This is a genomic window from Phenylobacterium sp., assembly GCF_035276905.1.
Taxonomy (GTDB): domain Bacteria; phylum Pseudomonadota; class Alphaproteobacteria; order Caulobacterales; family Caulobacteraceae; genus Phenylobacterium.
The window spans coordinates 14,460-27,858 of the sequence record NZ_DATELG010000084.1; the positions used below are offsets into that span (position 1 = coordinate 14,460).

At 70.9% G+C, this 13,399-nt stretch carries 13 protein-coding genes; 11 read left to right on the top strand and 2 right to left on the bottom strand.

Features of this window, described 5'->3' with window-relative positions; all coding sequences use genetic code 11:
* Positions 1-280 precede the first annotated feature (280 nt).
* From VJS38_RS03595 to VJS38_RS03605, 3 genes are all read left to right on the top strand, one after another.
* Positions 281-1,153, top strand: a complete 873-nt coding sequence (locus tag VJS38_RS03595) for a glycosyltransferase family 2 protein (protein WP_324086784.1) — start codon at positions 281-283, stop codon at positions 1,151-1,153.
* A 22-nt stretch (positions 1,154-1,175) separates the two neighbouring features.
* Positions 1,176-2,240, top strand: a complete 1,065-nt coding sequence (locus tag VJS38_RS03600) for a glycosyltransferase family 1 protein (protein WP_324086795.1) — start codon at positions 1,176-1,178, stop codon at positions 2,238-2,240.
* Between the two features lie 171 nt (positions 2,241-2,411).
* Positions 2,412-3,515: a glycosyltransferase family 4 protein gene (locus VJS38_RS03605; protein ID WP_324086785.1), complete on the top strand. Its 1,104-nt coding sequence runs from the start codon at positions 2,412-2,414 to the stop codon at positions 3,513-3,515.
* Here VJS38_RS03605 and VJS38_RS03610 read toward each other — a convergent pair.
* Positions 3,443-4,816 (bottom strand): FAD-dependent oxidoreductase, encoded by a 1,374-nt coding sequence (locus VJS38_RS03610; RefSeq protein WP_324086786.1) that lies wholly within the window; start codon positions 4,814-4,816, stop codon positions 3,443-3,445. The genes VJS38_RS03605 and VJS38_RS03610 overlap by 73 nt on opposite strands.
* A 293-nt stretch (positions 4,817-5,109) precedes the next feature.
* Between VJS38_RS03610 and VJS38_RS03615 the strand changes: the two genes are divergently transcribed.
* From VJS38_RS03615 to VJS38_RS03650, 8 genes are all read left to right on the top strand, one after another.
* The gene (locus tag VJS38_RS03615) at positions 5,110-6,525 is read left to right on the top strand and encodes a hypothetical protein (protein ID WP_324086787.1); all 1,416 of its coding nucleotides are present in this window, start codon (positions 5,110-5,112) and stop codon (positions 6,523-6,525) included.
* A gap of 263 nt (positions 6,526-6,788) precedes the next feature.
* Positions 6,789-7,472 carry a class I SAM-dependent methyltransferase gene (locus VJS38_RS03620; RefSeq protein ID WP_324086788.1) on the top strand — a complete coding sequence of 228 codons (684 nt, stop codon included), beginning with the start codon at positions 6,789-6,791 and terminating at the stop codon, positions 7,470-7,472.
* Positions 7,473-7,629: 157 nt separating this feature from the next.
* The gene (locus VJS38_RS03625; protein ID WP_324086789.1) at positions 7,630-8,373 is read left to right on the top strand and encodes an HAD family hydrolase; all 744 of its coding nucleotides are present in this window, start codon (positions 7,630-7,632) and stop codon (positions 8,371-8,373) included.
* Positions 8,370-9,587, top strand: a complete 1,218-nt coding sequence (locus VJS38_RS03630; RefSeq protein ID WP_324086790.1) for a hypothetical protein — start codon at positions 8,370-8,372, stop codon at positions 9,585-9,587. The genes VJS38_RS03625 and VJS38_RS03630 overlap by 4 nt, the downstream gene beginning before the upstream one ends.
* Positions 9,584-10,432: a glycoside hydrolase family 16 protein gene (locus VJS38_RS03635; protein WP_324086791.1), complete on the top strand. Its 849-nt coding sequence runs from the start codon at positions 9,584-9,586 to the stop codon at positions 10,430-10,432. The genes VJS38_RS03630 and VJS38_RS03635 overlap by 4 nt, the downstream gene beginning before the upstream one ends.
* A 97-nt stretch (positions 10,433-10,529) precedes the next feature.
* Positions 10,530-11,972 (top strand): lipopolysaccharide biosynthesis protein, encoded by a 1,443-nt coding sequence (locus tag VJS38_RS03640; RefSeq protein ID WP_324086792.1) that lies wholly within the window; start codon positions 10,530-10,532, stop codon positions 11,970-11,972.
* A gap of 71 nt (positions 11,973-12,043) precedes the next feature.
* Complete coding sequence (locus tag VJS38_RS03645) at positions 12,044-12,289, top strand: type II toxin-antitoxin system Phd/YefM family antitoxin (protein ID WP_324086793.1); 246 nt, start codon at positions 12,044-12,046, stop codon at positions 12,287-12,289.
* Positions 12,286-12,675 (top strand): type II toxin-antitoxin system VapC family toxin, encoded by a 390-nt coding sequence (locus VJS38_RS03650; RefSeq protein WP_324086794.1) that lies wholly within the window; start codon positions 12,286-12,288, stop codon positions 12,673-12,675. The genes VJS38_RS03645 and VJS38_RS03650 overlap by 4 nt, the downstream gene beginning before the upstream one ends.
* Here the strand turns inward: VJS38_RS03650 and VJS38_RS03655 are convergent.
* Positions 12,645-13,399: acyltransferase family protein (locus VJS38_RS03655; RefSeq protein WP_414692406.1), on the bottom strand; the 755-nt coding region annotated here is incomplete at its 5' end. The genes VJS38_RS03650 and VJS38_RS03655 overlap by 31 nt on opposite strands.

Consider the following 13,399-nt stretch of genomic DNA (forward strand, 5'->3'; position numbering starts at 1 on the left):
GTCTCGCCCGAGTTCCGCGGCCTCGCGCATTGGTGAACGGGCGTTAGTGATTCCGACTTAGGGCGGCGTCGCAGTCTGCGGCCATGCCGGCAGGGGGCCGAACGCCGGCATGCGCGGCGCAAGCCCGAAATCCGGCAAAAGGCGGCGGCGGTGACTGCGACGCTGCCCGAACTTCGGCGCCCGGCGTCTCCAGCGCCGGCCGGGGCCGCAGGAAATTGCGCAGCGCAGCATGGCCGCCGCATGTCGGACGCATCGAAACGCCGATGCGGATGGAGGCCATATGCGGATTGGGGTGGTGATCGCGACCCTCGGCCGTGCGCTGGAGGCGGGGCAGGTGCTGGACCGCCTCCAGCGGCAGAGCGCGCCCGCGGCTCGCATCGTCTTCTCGGTCGAGAAGCCCGCGGATCTGCCGGCCGCGCCGGCGTCGGGCTTCGACGTCGTGTTCGGATCGCGCGGCCTGTGCGCCCAGCGCAACCGCGCCATGGCGCTGGTGCAGCAGGACTGCGACGTGGTCGTCTTCTACGACGACGACTTCCTGCCGAGCCTGCGCAGCCTGGAGCGGCTCGGCGAGCTCTTCGAGCGCCATCCCGACGTCGTCGGCGCGACGGGCCTGGTCCTCGCCGACGGCGTCACCCGTGGCGGCGTCCCGTTCGCCGAAGCTTCGGCCATCGTCGAGGCCTATGACCGCGAACCCGCCCGCGCTTCGACCATCCTGGCCGACGTCCGCAGCGCCTACGGCTGCAACATGGCGTTCCGCTGCCGGGCGGTCGCGGACCTGCGCTTCGACGAGCGGCTGGCGCTCTACGGCTGGCAGGAGGACGTCGACTTCGCGGGCCAGATCGCCGCGCGGGGCAGGGTGGTGACCACCAACGCCTTCGCCGGGGTGCACATGGGGGTGGTCAAGAGCCGCACGCCCGGCGTCCGGCTGGGGTTCTCGCAGATGGTCAACCCCGTCTATCTCGTCCGCAAGGGCACCATGCGGCCGGGCCACGCGGCGCGCATCATCGTGCGCAACCTGATCGCCAATCACGTCCGCGCGCTCGCGCCCGAGCCGCACATCGATCGTCGGGGACGGCTCGCCGGGAATTGGGCGGGGCTGTTCCACCTCGTCGGCGGGGGCCTGGAGCCCGAGCGCATCGCCTCCATGCCCTGAAGGGAACTCGCCTTTGCGTACGGTGATCAACGGCCGGTTCCTCGGCGCCCCGCAGACGGGGGTGCAGCGGGTGGCCCTCAACCTGATCCAGGCGATGGACCGGCTGCTCGCCGAGCGGCGGTGCGGCGACGGGGACTGGACGCTTTGCGCCCCCAGCGGCGCCCAGCAGCAGATCGGCCTGAGCGCCATGGCGTTCCGCGGCGAGAGCCTGCTCAAGGGCCAGGCCTGGGAGCAGTTCGAGCTGCCGGTGGCGGCCGGCGGCGCCGAGCTGATCAACCTGTGCAACGCCGGCCCGATCATGGCCGCGAGCGCCCTGACCATGATCCACGACGCCCAGGTCTATCTGGCGCCGGAGTCCTATTCGCCGGCCTTTCGCCGCTGGTATCGGCTGGCGCTGCCGCGGTTGGCGGCGAGGTCGCGCCGGGTGGTGACGGTGTCCGACTTCTCCCGCCGCATGCTGGCGCGCTTCGGCGTCGCGCCGATCGAGCGCATCAGCGTCGTCCCCAACGGCGTCGACCACATGCTGGCCGTCGCGCCGGACGCGGCGGCGCTCGGCCGGCTGGGCCTGGCCGCGGGGAGCTATGTGTTCGCCTTCGGCAGCCTGCAGCCGCACAAGAACCTGGCGCTGTTGCTGCGCGCCTTCGCCGATCCGGCGCTGGCCGACCTGCGGCTCGTCGTCAGCGGCGGGCTCGATCCGGCCACCGTGGCCAGAACGCTTGGCGTCGCGCCAAGCCGCAATGTCCTGTTCGCCGGCCGCCTCACCGACGGCGAGATCCGCGCGCTGCTGGAGGCCGCCGTCTGCCTGGCCTGTCCGTCCACCACCGAAGGGTTCGGCCTGCCGCCGATGGAGGCGATGATCCTCGGCTGCCCGGCGGTGGCGGCGCCGACCGGCGCCATGCCGGAGGTCTGCGGCCCGGCCGCCGTCTACGCGCCGCTGGACGACGTCGGCGCCTGGGTCGAGGCGATCGGCGCGCTGGCCTCGGACGCGGACGCGCGCGCCGAGCGAAGCCGCCTGGGGCGGAGGCATGCGGCCCGCTACAGCTGGCGTCGCAGCGCCGACCGGCTGAGCGAGCTTTTGGCGACATGACCCGTCGCGCCGCTCGAACTGTCCCATGCCGGGCTTTTGCGCCACCAGGGCGTGCGGCGATGCCCGGATACCACCAAATGGCCAGGCGCCGGCCCCGCGCGCTTGCCCGCCGAGGCGGCGGGACCGATCCTTGCGCCCGTCCAGCGCCGCCTCCGATCAGGGAGCAACAGCTTGCGCATCCTCCACGTCCTTAACCATGCCCGCCGGCAGAACGGCAATGTGCACGCCGCCATCGACCTCGCCTGCGCCCAGGCCAAGCTCGGCCATGAGGTGACCCTGTGCAGCGCAGGCGGAGACTTCGATCCGCTGCTGCTCGCCAACCACGTGCGAGTGGAGTTCATCGCCGAGCTCGCGAACGCCCAGGCGGCGCCGCGGGCGGTGGCGCGCCTCGGCGCCTTGGTCGGCGCCCGGGGCATCGACGTCGTCCACGCCCACATGATGAAAAGCGCCGGCCTTGCCTGGGCGGCGACGCGGCTGCGCCGCGCCCGGCTGGTGACCACGGTGCACAACGCCTTCGAGCGCTCGGCGGTGCTGATGGGCCTGGGCGACCGGGTGATCGCGGTCAGCGCGGCGGTGGGCGAGGGGATGCGCCGGCGGGGCGTTCCGGCCGCCCGGCTCCGCGTCGTGCTGAACGGCACCTTGGGCACCGCCCGGCACGCCTGGGAGCCGCCGCCGATCCCGCTCGAGCTGCGCCGGCCGGCGGTGCTCTCGGTCGGCGGGCTGCATCCGCGCAAGGGCGTCCCCGACCTGCTGGCGGGGTTCTCGCTGGCGCGACGGTCGCGGCCGGAGCTGCATCTCTACGTCGTCGGCGGCGGTCCGTTCGCGGCGGAGTATCGCGCCTCGATCCCCGAGGCCGACCAGGGCCACGTGCATTTCTGCGGCTCGCACGCCGATCCGCGGCCGTTCATGCTGGGCGCGGACGTGTTCGTGCTGGCCTCGCACGCCGACCCCGCGCCGCTGGTGATCTCCGAGGCGCGCGAGGCGGGGCTGGCGGTCATCGCCACCCGCGTCGACGGCGTGCCCGAACTGCTGGAAGGCGGCCGGGCGGGGATTTTGGTGGCGCCGCACGCCCCGATGGAGATCGCCCAGGCGCTGGCCACGGTGCTCGCCGACGAACGAAGCCTCAAGGCGCACCGGGCCCGCAGCCAGGAGAACCTGCAGCACCTTTCGCTGCGCCGCGTGGCGGAGCAGACGCTTGCGGTCTACGGCGAGGTGGCGGGGCGCAAGGCGAGCGCGGCTTCGGCCTTGAGGGTCGTGTCGCGCGCGGTGGGCTGATATTCGAACGCGCCCTGGCGGCCGATCGATTCGATGCCGAACGCTCGCAGGGCGGCGATCGTCCGGTCGAGGTTCTCCTGGGCGTTGTCGACATAGATGGGGTAGGCATGCGCCAGCGCGTGACGGCCCTCGAGCCGCAGGTCGCCCTTGAAGAGCCCGTTCTCGGCCACGTGCGCCCGGAAATCGCGGTCGGCGACCGCGGTCTCGCCGCCCACGTGCTGGGCGTTGACCTCGACCGCGAAGTATTCCCGGCCGGCGTGGCGGCCGTAGAAGTCGGAGTAGACCGTCAGGCGCTTCCAGCTGCCGAAGTAGGAGAAGTTGTAGAGCACCGACTGCGGGAACCCGCGGTCGCCGGCGAAGCTGTAGAACAGGGTGATCAGCGTGACCGCCCCCAGCTTCTCCTCGCGGCCGAGCCCGCACAGCTGGCGGATGTGGTCGAGCGGGATCGTCGAGACGACCCGGCGCGCCTTGCAGACCCTGGCGCCGGTGTCGAGGGCGAAGCCGCCGGCTTCCTTGCGCAGCGCATGCATCCGCACGCCGAGCGCGAAGCTCACGCCCTCGGCCTCCAGGCGCTTGACCGCCGGGGCGTAGAGCGCGGAAAAGCCCTCCCGTGGCCGGGCCAGCTGGGTGTTCTTGATCCTCGGCGGCGCACGTCGCAGGTACTTGCGGATGTGGGTCGCCAGCCGGGCGTTCTCGCTGATGCCCAGCATCCGCTTCTCGGCGAACTTGATGTCGATCGTCTCCGGCGGCGCGCCGTAGAAGCGCTCCATGTAGTTGCCCAGACCCGACCGGTGCAGGAACCGCGCCCCCAGCCAGTAGCGCGCGAAGTCGTGCGCGTTGCGCAGCTTGCGCCGGAAGGCGCGCGCGAGCAGCAGCGAGGAGAGCATCCGGCACCACTCGATCGGGCCGGCGTCGACGATGTCGGCCTTGGGCGAGATCGGATAGGCCGTCACCACGCCCTGCGGATTGAGCCGCCCCCAGGAGGGCTTGATCGGCACATAGTGCGGCAGAAGCTCCGGGAAGTGCTTCAGGAGCGGGGAGTCGTCCTGGAAGATCAGGCTGCCCACGTCGAAGGTGTAGCCGCCGACGGCCACGTCGATGTGGTTGCCGCCGACATGGCCGTACTGGTCGGCGACCAGGATGCGGCGGCACCCCTGCTGCAGCAGGATCGAGGTCGCGACGAGGCCGCTGATGCCGGCGCCCAGCACTATGGCGTCGAAATGGGCGACGGCGCCGCCTGCGTCCTCGACGACGGCTGCGCCTCTAAGCTGCTGCCTGGTGGGGGCGGCGTCCATGTCCATGCCTCGCTCGTTGTGGGTGGGATCGGGGGCGTCTCGCCTCCTCCGGGGGGCGAGCGGACGGCCGCTCGGCGGCGCGGAGGCGAATGGTAGCGGCTGGACGGCGAGGCGCGACAAGCTGGAACGGCTGCGCTCACGGCCGAGCCGGCCTGAAGCCCGCGGCCGAGCTAAGCGGGCGCCCGGATGTCGAGGATCGGGCATAGCCGCGCGCCGCCGGCGCCTCGGCGACAAGGGGCTGGCGCGGCGCGGCGCCGGGCCCAAGCATGCCGCCGGGGGCGAAGGCGAGGCGGTTTGGTTTGACCTATCCGGGTGTTCTCTTCTGGCTGCTCGTGCTGCGCACGGCCTTCGCTCGCGGTCCCGGCTTCTACTACGTCTTCTTCGGATGCTGGTCGCTGGGCACCCTGCTCGTCGTGCCGAGCGGCGTGTCGCTCGGCAACCTGACGCCGCCGTGGATCGCCGCCTGCTTCCTGACCGCGCGGGTGATCCTGGAGGACGGGCCGCGGCGTTATCTCGGCGCGCTGCTGGACTTCCGTCGCTTCGGCGTCCTGACGCTGTGCACCCTCTACGCGGCCGCCTCGGGCTACTTCCTGCCGAGGATCTTCGAGGGGCGCGTGAACGTCGTCACCATGCGCACCAGCGCCGTGCATGGCGCGGTGCCGCTGATGCCGGATGCGGCGAACCTGACGCAGGGGCTCTACTTCGTCATCACCACCCTGACCGTCGTCAGCATCTACCTGATCTGCCAGGAGCCCGAGCGGCGCAGACGGTTCCTGCAGGCCTTCGCCTGGGGCGGCGTCGTCGCCATCGCCACGGGACTGCTCGACCTCTTCGCCAGCGCCGCGGGGCTGGGCGGCCTGCTCGAGCCGTTCCGCAACGCCACCTACGCCCTGCACCTCGACAACGAGGCGGCCGGCATGCACCGGGTCATCGGCCTGATGAGCGAGGCGTCCGCCTACGCCGCGCTTTGCGCGCCATTCCTCTGCCTGCTGGCGCTGACCCCCGATCAGGATTCGCCCTGGGGCCGCTGGCGCGTCCCGCTCTGCCTCGGGCTCGTGCTCATGACCTACCTTTCGACCTCGTCCGGCGGCTACGTCGGCCTTGGGGTGCTGGGCCTGGTCGTCGCCGGAAGTCTTGCGCTGGGGATGATGGAGAAGCGGCGGACGGCGTGGTGGGGCGGCTACGGCATGCTGATGGCGCTCGCCGCCGTAGCCCTGGTCTTCCTGATCGAGCCCAGGGTCTTCGATCCCCTCTGGCGGGCGTTCGACCGCATCGTGCTGAACAAGACCGGCTCGGTCTCGTACATCGAGCGCTCGATGTGGAACCGGGTCGCCTACCAGGCCTATCTCGCCACCAACTACCTGGGCGTCGGCATCGGCGGGGCGCGGGCGTCGAGCTGGATCTACTCGCTGCTCAGCAACATCGGCGCCCCGGGGACGATCCTGCTCTTCATCTTCATCGGCCAGGCGACCCTGGCGAGAGCCCCGAACCCGGCCGACAGGACGCTCGCGCGGGCCGCCAAGCTCGCGCTCGTGCCCTGCCTCTTCATGGCCTCGCTGGCGGGCACGTCCGCGGGCTTCGGCCTGCCCGGGGCGATCCTCTTCGGCCTCGTGGCCAGCCTCTGCTGGCCCGTGGCCGCCTCGCGCGCCGCGGCGAAGAAGGCGCTGTCCCTTGATGCGGGCGCGATGCGTTCCCGCGACCTGGCGACCCGATGACCGGATCCGTGAAACCGTCCGTCCGCGCGGGGGTATCTGCCGGGATTCGGGCAGGGCGCCGGACGTTCCATCTAAGCCGTTGATTTCGCTGGTCAGGGTTAATGGTTCGCGGGACGATGCCGCTGGCCTCGCCATTACGACGTTCCAGGCCGGAACCGCCTGACCCGAGCGGCGCGTGCGGCCGCCGTCCTCCGCCTTTTTGCATGCGACTGCGACATCGCAGGGACTGCGATGCGTCTACCGGGAAGCTGACGATGCGGGAAATGTACGAGCAGGAGCTCTACGGGGCCAAGAACCCCAGCTGGCATGAGAGCGACGCGGCGTGGAAGGCGGGTCACATCGCGCGGATGCTGCGCAAGCACGCCTTGCCCACGCGGCGGATTTGCGAGGTGGGGTGCGGAACGGGCGAGATCCTCCTCGAGCTGGAGCGCGCCTTTCCCGGCGCCGCGCTCTGCGGCTACGAGATCTCGCCGCACGCCTATGCCCGGGCCAAGCAGAAGCAGACCGCACGCACCTGCTTCCACCTTCAGGACGCCGATGCGATCCCGGACGCCAGCTTCGACGTCGCACTGGCGATCGACGTCCTGGAGCACGTGGACGACTATTTGCAGTTCATCAAGCGGGTGCGGGCGCTGGCGACGTACAAGGTCTTCCACATTCCGCTCGACCTGTCCGTGCAGTCGGTCTTCCGGGGCTGGCCGATCATGGGCCTGCGAGCCGACGTCGGGCATATCCATTATTTCTTCAAGCAGACGGCGCTTGCGGCGGTGGAGGAGAGCGGCTGCCGGATCGTGGACCATCACTACACCGCCAGCCGGCTCGAGCTGCCCAACCAGGCGTTCACCAGCCACCTGATGAAGGCGCCAAGGCGCGTGATGTTCGCGCTCAACCCGGATTTCGCGGTGCGCCTCCTCGGCGGATACTCGCTGCTCGTGCTGGCGAAATAGCCGGCGCCGGAGGGATGGCTTCGGCCTTCCGGGGCCGCCAGATTGTCGAGATCGGAGCAGCCGGCGACGGGCTGCGCCCAGCCTCCGCTCGCGCCTTGACCCGGGCAGGCTTCGAAGAGCCCCAATGCGGCTCGTGACGGCCACGTGCAGGGTCCCCGTGAAGCTTCGTTTCGCGCCCACTTCCATCGACGTGATCAGCGTCGACCTCTTCGACACCGTGCTGCTCCGCGATCACCGGTGCGAGCGCCGTCGGTTTCTGCTGATGGCGCGCCAGGCCGCGCAGGCGTTGCGGCAGGCGGGTCACGACGTTTCGGCGGACGCGCTCTACCGCTCGCGCCTCGACGCCCAGCGGCTGGCCTACCGGGCGCTGGAGCTGGCGCGGCCGCAGGGCGACGTGCCGCTGGCCCGGATCTACCACATGCAGACGACGGTCCTGGGCCTGCCCGCGGATGCAGCTGAGCGGCTGAAGGCGGCCGAGCTGGATTTCGAAGCCGCCAGCTTGCGTCCGAACCGCCGCCTGCTGCATCGGCTTGCGGCGCTGCGGGCGGGCGGCAAGCGGGTGATCGCCATCTCGGACATCTATCTGCCGCGCGTCGACCTCTGCAGCCTCCTCGGCCGAGTGGCCCCGGGGCACCCCATTGACGCCGTCTACTGCAGCGCGGAGCTGAACCTGACGAAGCGCAGCTCCGAGCTCTTCCGCGCGGTGCTCGACCTGGAAGGCGTCCAGGCGCGGCGGGTGCTGCACCTGGGCGACGATCGCAGAGCCGATCACGAGATGGCCCGCCGCGCCGGCCTGCATGCCCAGTGGCTGCCCAGGCGGCGGATGAAGCTGCTGCGCAAGCTGGACGGCGTTCTCTTGCTGTCCGGAGCCGGCGCCCAGGCCGCGGCAGGCGCGGCATGAGCGCCGAGGCCTTCGGCCGCGCGGTGCTGGGCCCCGTCTTCGGGGAGTTCGCCGTCCGGCTTCACCTGCTTCTCTTGGGACTCGAGGCGCCGGCGCAGACGAAGCTGCTGTTTTGCGCCCGCGGCGGTCTGCGGCTGCGGCTGATCTACGACGCCTATCTGCAGGCGGCGGGGCTCGATCCCCCCGTCGGCTACGGCGACCTGATGATCTCGCGCCTGATCGCCGCGCGCACGGCGCTCGAACAGGGGGCGGACGAGGCCTACGAAGAGCTCGACCGGGAGTTTCGCGGCGACCGGCTGGGCCGGGTGGTCCGGGCGCTGACGCAGCGCCAGGACGTCCCGGTCGAGGACCCGGAGGCGCCTTTCACGCCGCTGGCGCTCGGCGCGCTGTTCCTCGGATCCAGCGCTGCGGCGCGGGCGGTGCGCGAGGAGGTGGCCGCGCAGAACCGCCTGTTCGACCAGCACCTGGCGGCCTGCGCGGGTCCGGCGCGGCGGATCCTGCTCTGCGACAGCGGCCTCTACGGCAGCACGGTGCGGCTGCTGCGCCTCGGCCGGCCCGACTATGACTGGACCTGCGCGCTCTTCGCCCGCAGCAACTACAAGGGTTTCTCGGAGAGCCATTTCCCGGTCACCGTCGGGCTCTGCGTTGAGGCCAACGGCTTCGACCCGACCGAGCGGCGGACCGCGGTGCTGCGCTACTGGCAGCTGATCGAGTCCTGCCTCGAGCCCGATCTGCCGAGCGTCGTCAGCTTCGCGCGCGTGGACGGCGAGGCGAAGGCCAATCTGGCGGCGCCCGGCTGGGAGCGGAAGCTCGAGGGCCAGCCCGGCGAGCTGTTCGCCGGCGTCATGGCCTACCTGCGGGCGCTGCCGCCCGGCCGCGCCGGCGAGCAGATCTATGCGGACGCGCCCGCCGCCTGGAAGCGGCTCTACGACGCCATCGTCTGGCCCGGCCCCCGCGAGCGCGAGTTGCTCGCCATTCCCCGCCGGTCGCGGGATTTCGGCCGCACCGAGACCGTGGCCGCGGTGGTCGCTCCGAAGGGGGTGCGCGCGGGGGTCGACGACATCAAGCGCAGCCTCTGGCGCGAGGGCGCCGTGGCCGAACACTTCCCGCTTTCGCGGCCGCTGTGGCTGGGCGGCCTGCACGCCGCGCACCTGGGCCGCGGCGCGCTCGCCTACGCCCGCCGTCGCAGAGGCGTTCGGAGCGCGGCCGGATGAGGGCCCTGCGCGTCGCCTTCGCCGCCGTGATCCTGCTCGCGGCCTGCGGCTCCTCCGCCGCCGCCCCGGCGAAACCGGCCTCGGGCGCCTGCGCGCTCCATCCGGTGCTGATCGAGGACTTCAACGACCTCAGCGTCGCCTCGCGCAAGCTGGGCCCGGCGCGCTGGACCGCGCACACTCCGTGGAACGGCGACTTCGGCGATGCGCGCTTCACCGATCCGCGGGAGGAAGGGCCGTTCTCGGTCAAGGACGGCGTGCTCTCGATCAAGGCCTGGAAGGAGAGGTCCGGCCTCTGGCGGTCCGGGCTGCTCGCCGCGGGCGACTCGACGGGCGCCCATTCGGGCACGCGCTACGGCTATTTCGAGGCGCGGATGAAGCTTCCGCCGGGCCCGGGCACCTGGCCCGCGTTCTGGCTCGCCGACGCCAAGTCGGCCCGGACCAAGAACGGCAACATCGAGCTCGACGTCATCGAGTACTACGGCAAGTTCGCCGATTCCTACCGCGCGCACGTCCACGTCTGGTACAAGGACCGCGCCAAGACCTACGGGAAGGGGACCCTGCTGCAGGTTCCGGACGGGTCGCTGGTCCAGGACTTCCATACCTACGGCGTCGATGTCTCGCCGCAAGCGATCGTCTTCTTCCGCGACGGCAAGCAGGTCTGGAGCCAGCCGACGCCGCCCGAGCTCGACGGGCCGCTCTATCCGCTGATCAACCTGGCGCTGGGCAGCGGCTGGCCCATCGACAAGACGCCCAATCCTTCGACGCTGCTGGTCGACTACGTCCACGTCTACGGCCGTGGGCCGGGCCCGCCGGGCGGCTGCCCGCCGGGGCCGCCGCGGCGCTGAACCGGACGGCGCGCAGTCCTTTCGCGGCGAGCCGCCGACGCCTCGCCCCATTCCCGAGCAGTCCGCGTCAGGTTCCGAAACTAGGATTTATGCTGGAATGCTCTCCACCAAGACGATCATCGGCGCCGGCTGGCTGATCTGCTCGCGGCTGTCGGGGCGGCTGATCGACTTCGGCACCGTCATCTTCCTGGCGCGGGCGCTGGCGCCGGCGGATTTCGGCCTCGCCGCGCTCGCCGCGAGCCTGATCGCCATCGTCGACACCGCCCTGGAGATCCCGCTGACCCAGGCGCTGACACGGCTGAAGTCGATCGACGACAAGCATCTCGACACCGCCTTCACGCTCGGCGTCTGCCGCGGGAGCGTCCTTTCGGTCGTCCTGTTCGCGTTCGCCTGGCCGTTTTCGCTGATCTACCACGACCCGCGGCTGGCGCCGCTCGTCTGCGCCTTCGCCATCGGGCCGGTCGCCCGGAGCCTCGTCAGCCCGGCGATGGTCAGGTTCGTCCGCGAGATCAGCTTCAAGCAGGCCTTCGCGGTGGAGATCTCGGGCAAGCTGACGGCGGCGACCGTGGCGATCGCCCTGGCGCACCTGGGCGGCGGCTACTGGGCGATCGTGGCCAACAGCGTGGTGGCGGTCGTCACGACCTGCATCCTGTCGCACGTCATCGCGCCCCATCGCCTGCGGCTCTCGCTCGCGCGGTTCTCCGACTTCAAGGGCTTCGTCGGCTGGTTCAGCTCCGCCCAGCTGCTGGCGGCCGCGAGCTGGCAGGTCGACCGCGGCATCCTCGGCTACTTCGTCAGCAAGGCGACGCTCGGCAAATACACCATGGCCAGCGACCTCTCGCTGCTGCCGACCCAGAGCGTGATCGGGCCCGCCATGCAGCCGCTGATGGCGGCCCTGTCGCGCATCGCCGACGACCGCGAACGGCTGGCCAAGGCCTATCTGCGCGCGGCCACCTTCACCATGATGATCGCCGTCCCGATCGGCGTCGGCATCTCGCTGACGTCGGACCTGATCGTCCGGGTGATGCTGGGGGCGAAATGGGCGGAGACCGCCGGCTACCTGCGCTGGCTGGCGCTCGCGACCATGCTCAGCGCCGCCTATCAGCCGATGTGCTCGCTGGCGCTGGCCACCAACCGGCCGGTGGTCGTCTTCCGCTTCAGCCTGTTCGAGATCAGCGTCAAGGCGCTGTTCGTCGCCCTGGGCTACTATACCTATTCGCTGATGGGGGCGGTGGCGGGCCGCATGGCGGTCGCGGTGATCATGGCGGCGGCCGTGCTGCTGGTCGCGCGGCGGATGGTCGGGATCTCGCTGGCGGCCCAGCTGGCCAGCTATTGGCGCGTGGCGGTGGCGGCGGGGCTGATGACCGCGCTGGTGCTCGGCCTGCGCCACGCGCTGCGGATCGAACATCTCCCCGACGTCGTCGAGCTCGGCCTGACGGCTGTGGCGGGCGCCGCCGTCTATGGCGGGGCCCTGTTCGCGCTGGGCGTCCGCCCGCCGATCGGCTTCAAGGGTAGGCTGGTCCCGCAGTTTCAGCGCTAGCGGAGCGTCCGGACGCGCTTGCCGTCCGCAAGCTGATGGACTAAGTTTAGTGGACTAAGGGTGGTGCGGTCATGCAGACGGTCAATATCCACGACGCCAAGACGAACCTGTCCAAGCTTGTCGAGCGCGCGGCGACGCGTGGCGAGGGCTTCATTATCGCCCGCGCCGGCAAGCCCCTGGTCAAGGTCGTGCCGCTCGAGCAGGCGGAGAGGCCGAAGCGGCGGATCGGCTTCATGAAGGACCGCGTCAAGGTTCCCGACGACTGGAAAGAGATCGGCCGCGCGGAGATCGAAGCCCTGTTCGAAGGCGAGGCGTGAAGCTCCTGCTCGATACGCATCTGCTGCTTTGGGCGGCGGGCGGGAGCAGCCGCCTTACCGCGCGGGCAGTCGAACGTCTGGAGGATCCGGAGGCAGATCTCTTGTTCAGCGCGGCCTCGATATGGGAGGTCGGCATTAAGTCGGCGCTTGGCAGACCTGACTTCGAGGTCGATCCCAATGTGTTACGGCGGGAACTGCTGGACAACGGCTACGAGGAGTTGGCGGTGACGGGGGCTCACGGTGCTCACGTTGCGGCCCTGCCCGCGATCCACAGAGATCCGTTCGACCGCATGCTCGTCGCCCAGGCGCAGATAGAAGGCGTGACCCTGTTGACGGTGGACGTGAACATCGTCCGCTACCCGGGGCCGATCGAGTCCGTCAGGTAACGCTTGCGGCCCGCTAGCTCAGCGGCTCCTTCGCCGCCCCGAGCGGCGCGCACGCGTGGGCGGCGGGACAGCCACCAGGCTTCGAGGCGCTGCAGCGGGGTGCGAAGCCGCAGCGCGGGTTTCTCGACCAGGGTCCACGACAGGGCCGCGACGGCGATGGCGACGGGCAGGGAGAGCAGGATGTTCAGCCACCAGTGGCGCGCCCACGGAGCCAGGGCGACGATCGTCTGCTGGATCGCGAAGCTGTAGAGGAAGACGCCGTAGGAATAGTCGGCGCCCTTCAGGACCGCCGCCTTCGGCGGGTTCTCCAGCCCCAGCCAGACGGTGGCGTAGGCGGCCGGCAGCACGGCGAGGTACTGGCCGTAGGGGATGCAGAGCAGCGCCAGGGCGGCGACCAGCGCCGCCACGCCCCAGTCGCGCCGCCAGGGGGCCTTGTCGCGATAGAGGTAGAAGGCGACGCCGCAGAGGAAGCTCACCACCAGCAGCGGCCCGGGCAGGGAGCCGGCCGACATCGCCGCCTGGCCGGGATGGCGGAGCGCGGCGTTCGCAAGGCACGCGAGCGTGAGCAGGACGATCGCCGGCAGCATCAGGGAGCGGCGCGCGACGACGCCGAAGATCGCCAGCCCCGACAGGGCGAGGTAGCAGTTGAGCTCCCAGGGGATCGTCCAGAGCTGGGCGTTCACCCGGCCGAACGGGTTCGTCTCGAAGACGCCGGGCAGCAGAT

Coding starts and splice junctions, on each gene's coding strand:
- VJS38_RS03620 (WP_324086788.1), top strand. CDS start 6,789: ATGTACGAGCAGGAGCTCTACGGGGCCAAGAACCCCAGCTGGCATGAG.
- VJS38_RS03635 (WP_324086791.1), top strand. CDS start 9,584: ATGAGGGCCCTGCGCGTCGCCTTCGCCGCCGTGATCCTGCTCGCGGCC.
- VJS38_RS03630 (WP_324086790.1), top strand. CDS start 8,370: ATGAGCGCCGAGGCCTTCGGCCGCGCGGTGCTGGGCCCCGTCTTCGGG.
- VJS38_RS03610 (WP_324086786.1), bottom strand. CDS start 4,816: ATGGACATGGACGCCGCCCCCACCAGGCAGCAGCTTAGAGGCGCAGCC.
- VJS38_RS03640 (WP_324086792.1), top strand. CDS start 10,530: ATGCTCTCCACCAAGACGATCATCGGCGCCGGCTGGCTGATCTGCTCG.
- VJS38_RS03595 (WP_324086784.1), top strand. CDS start 281: ATGCGGATTGGGGTGGTGATCGCGACCCTCGGCCGTGCGCTGGAGGCG.
- VJS38_RS03645 (WP_324086793.1), top strand. CDS start 12,044: ATGCAGACGGTCAATATCCACGACGCCAAGACGAACCTGTCCAAGCTT.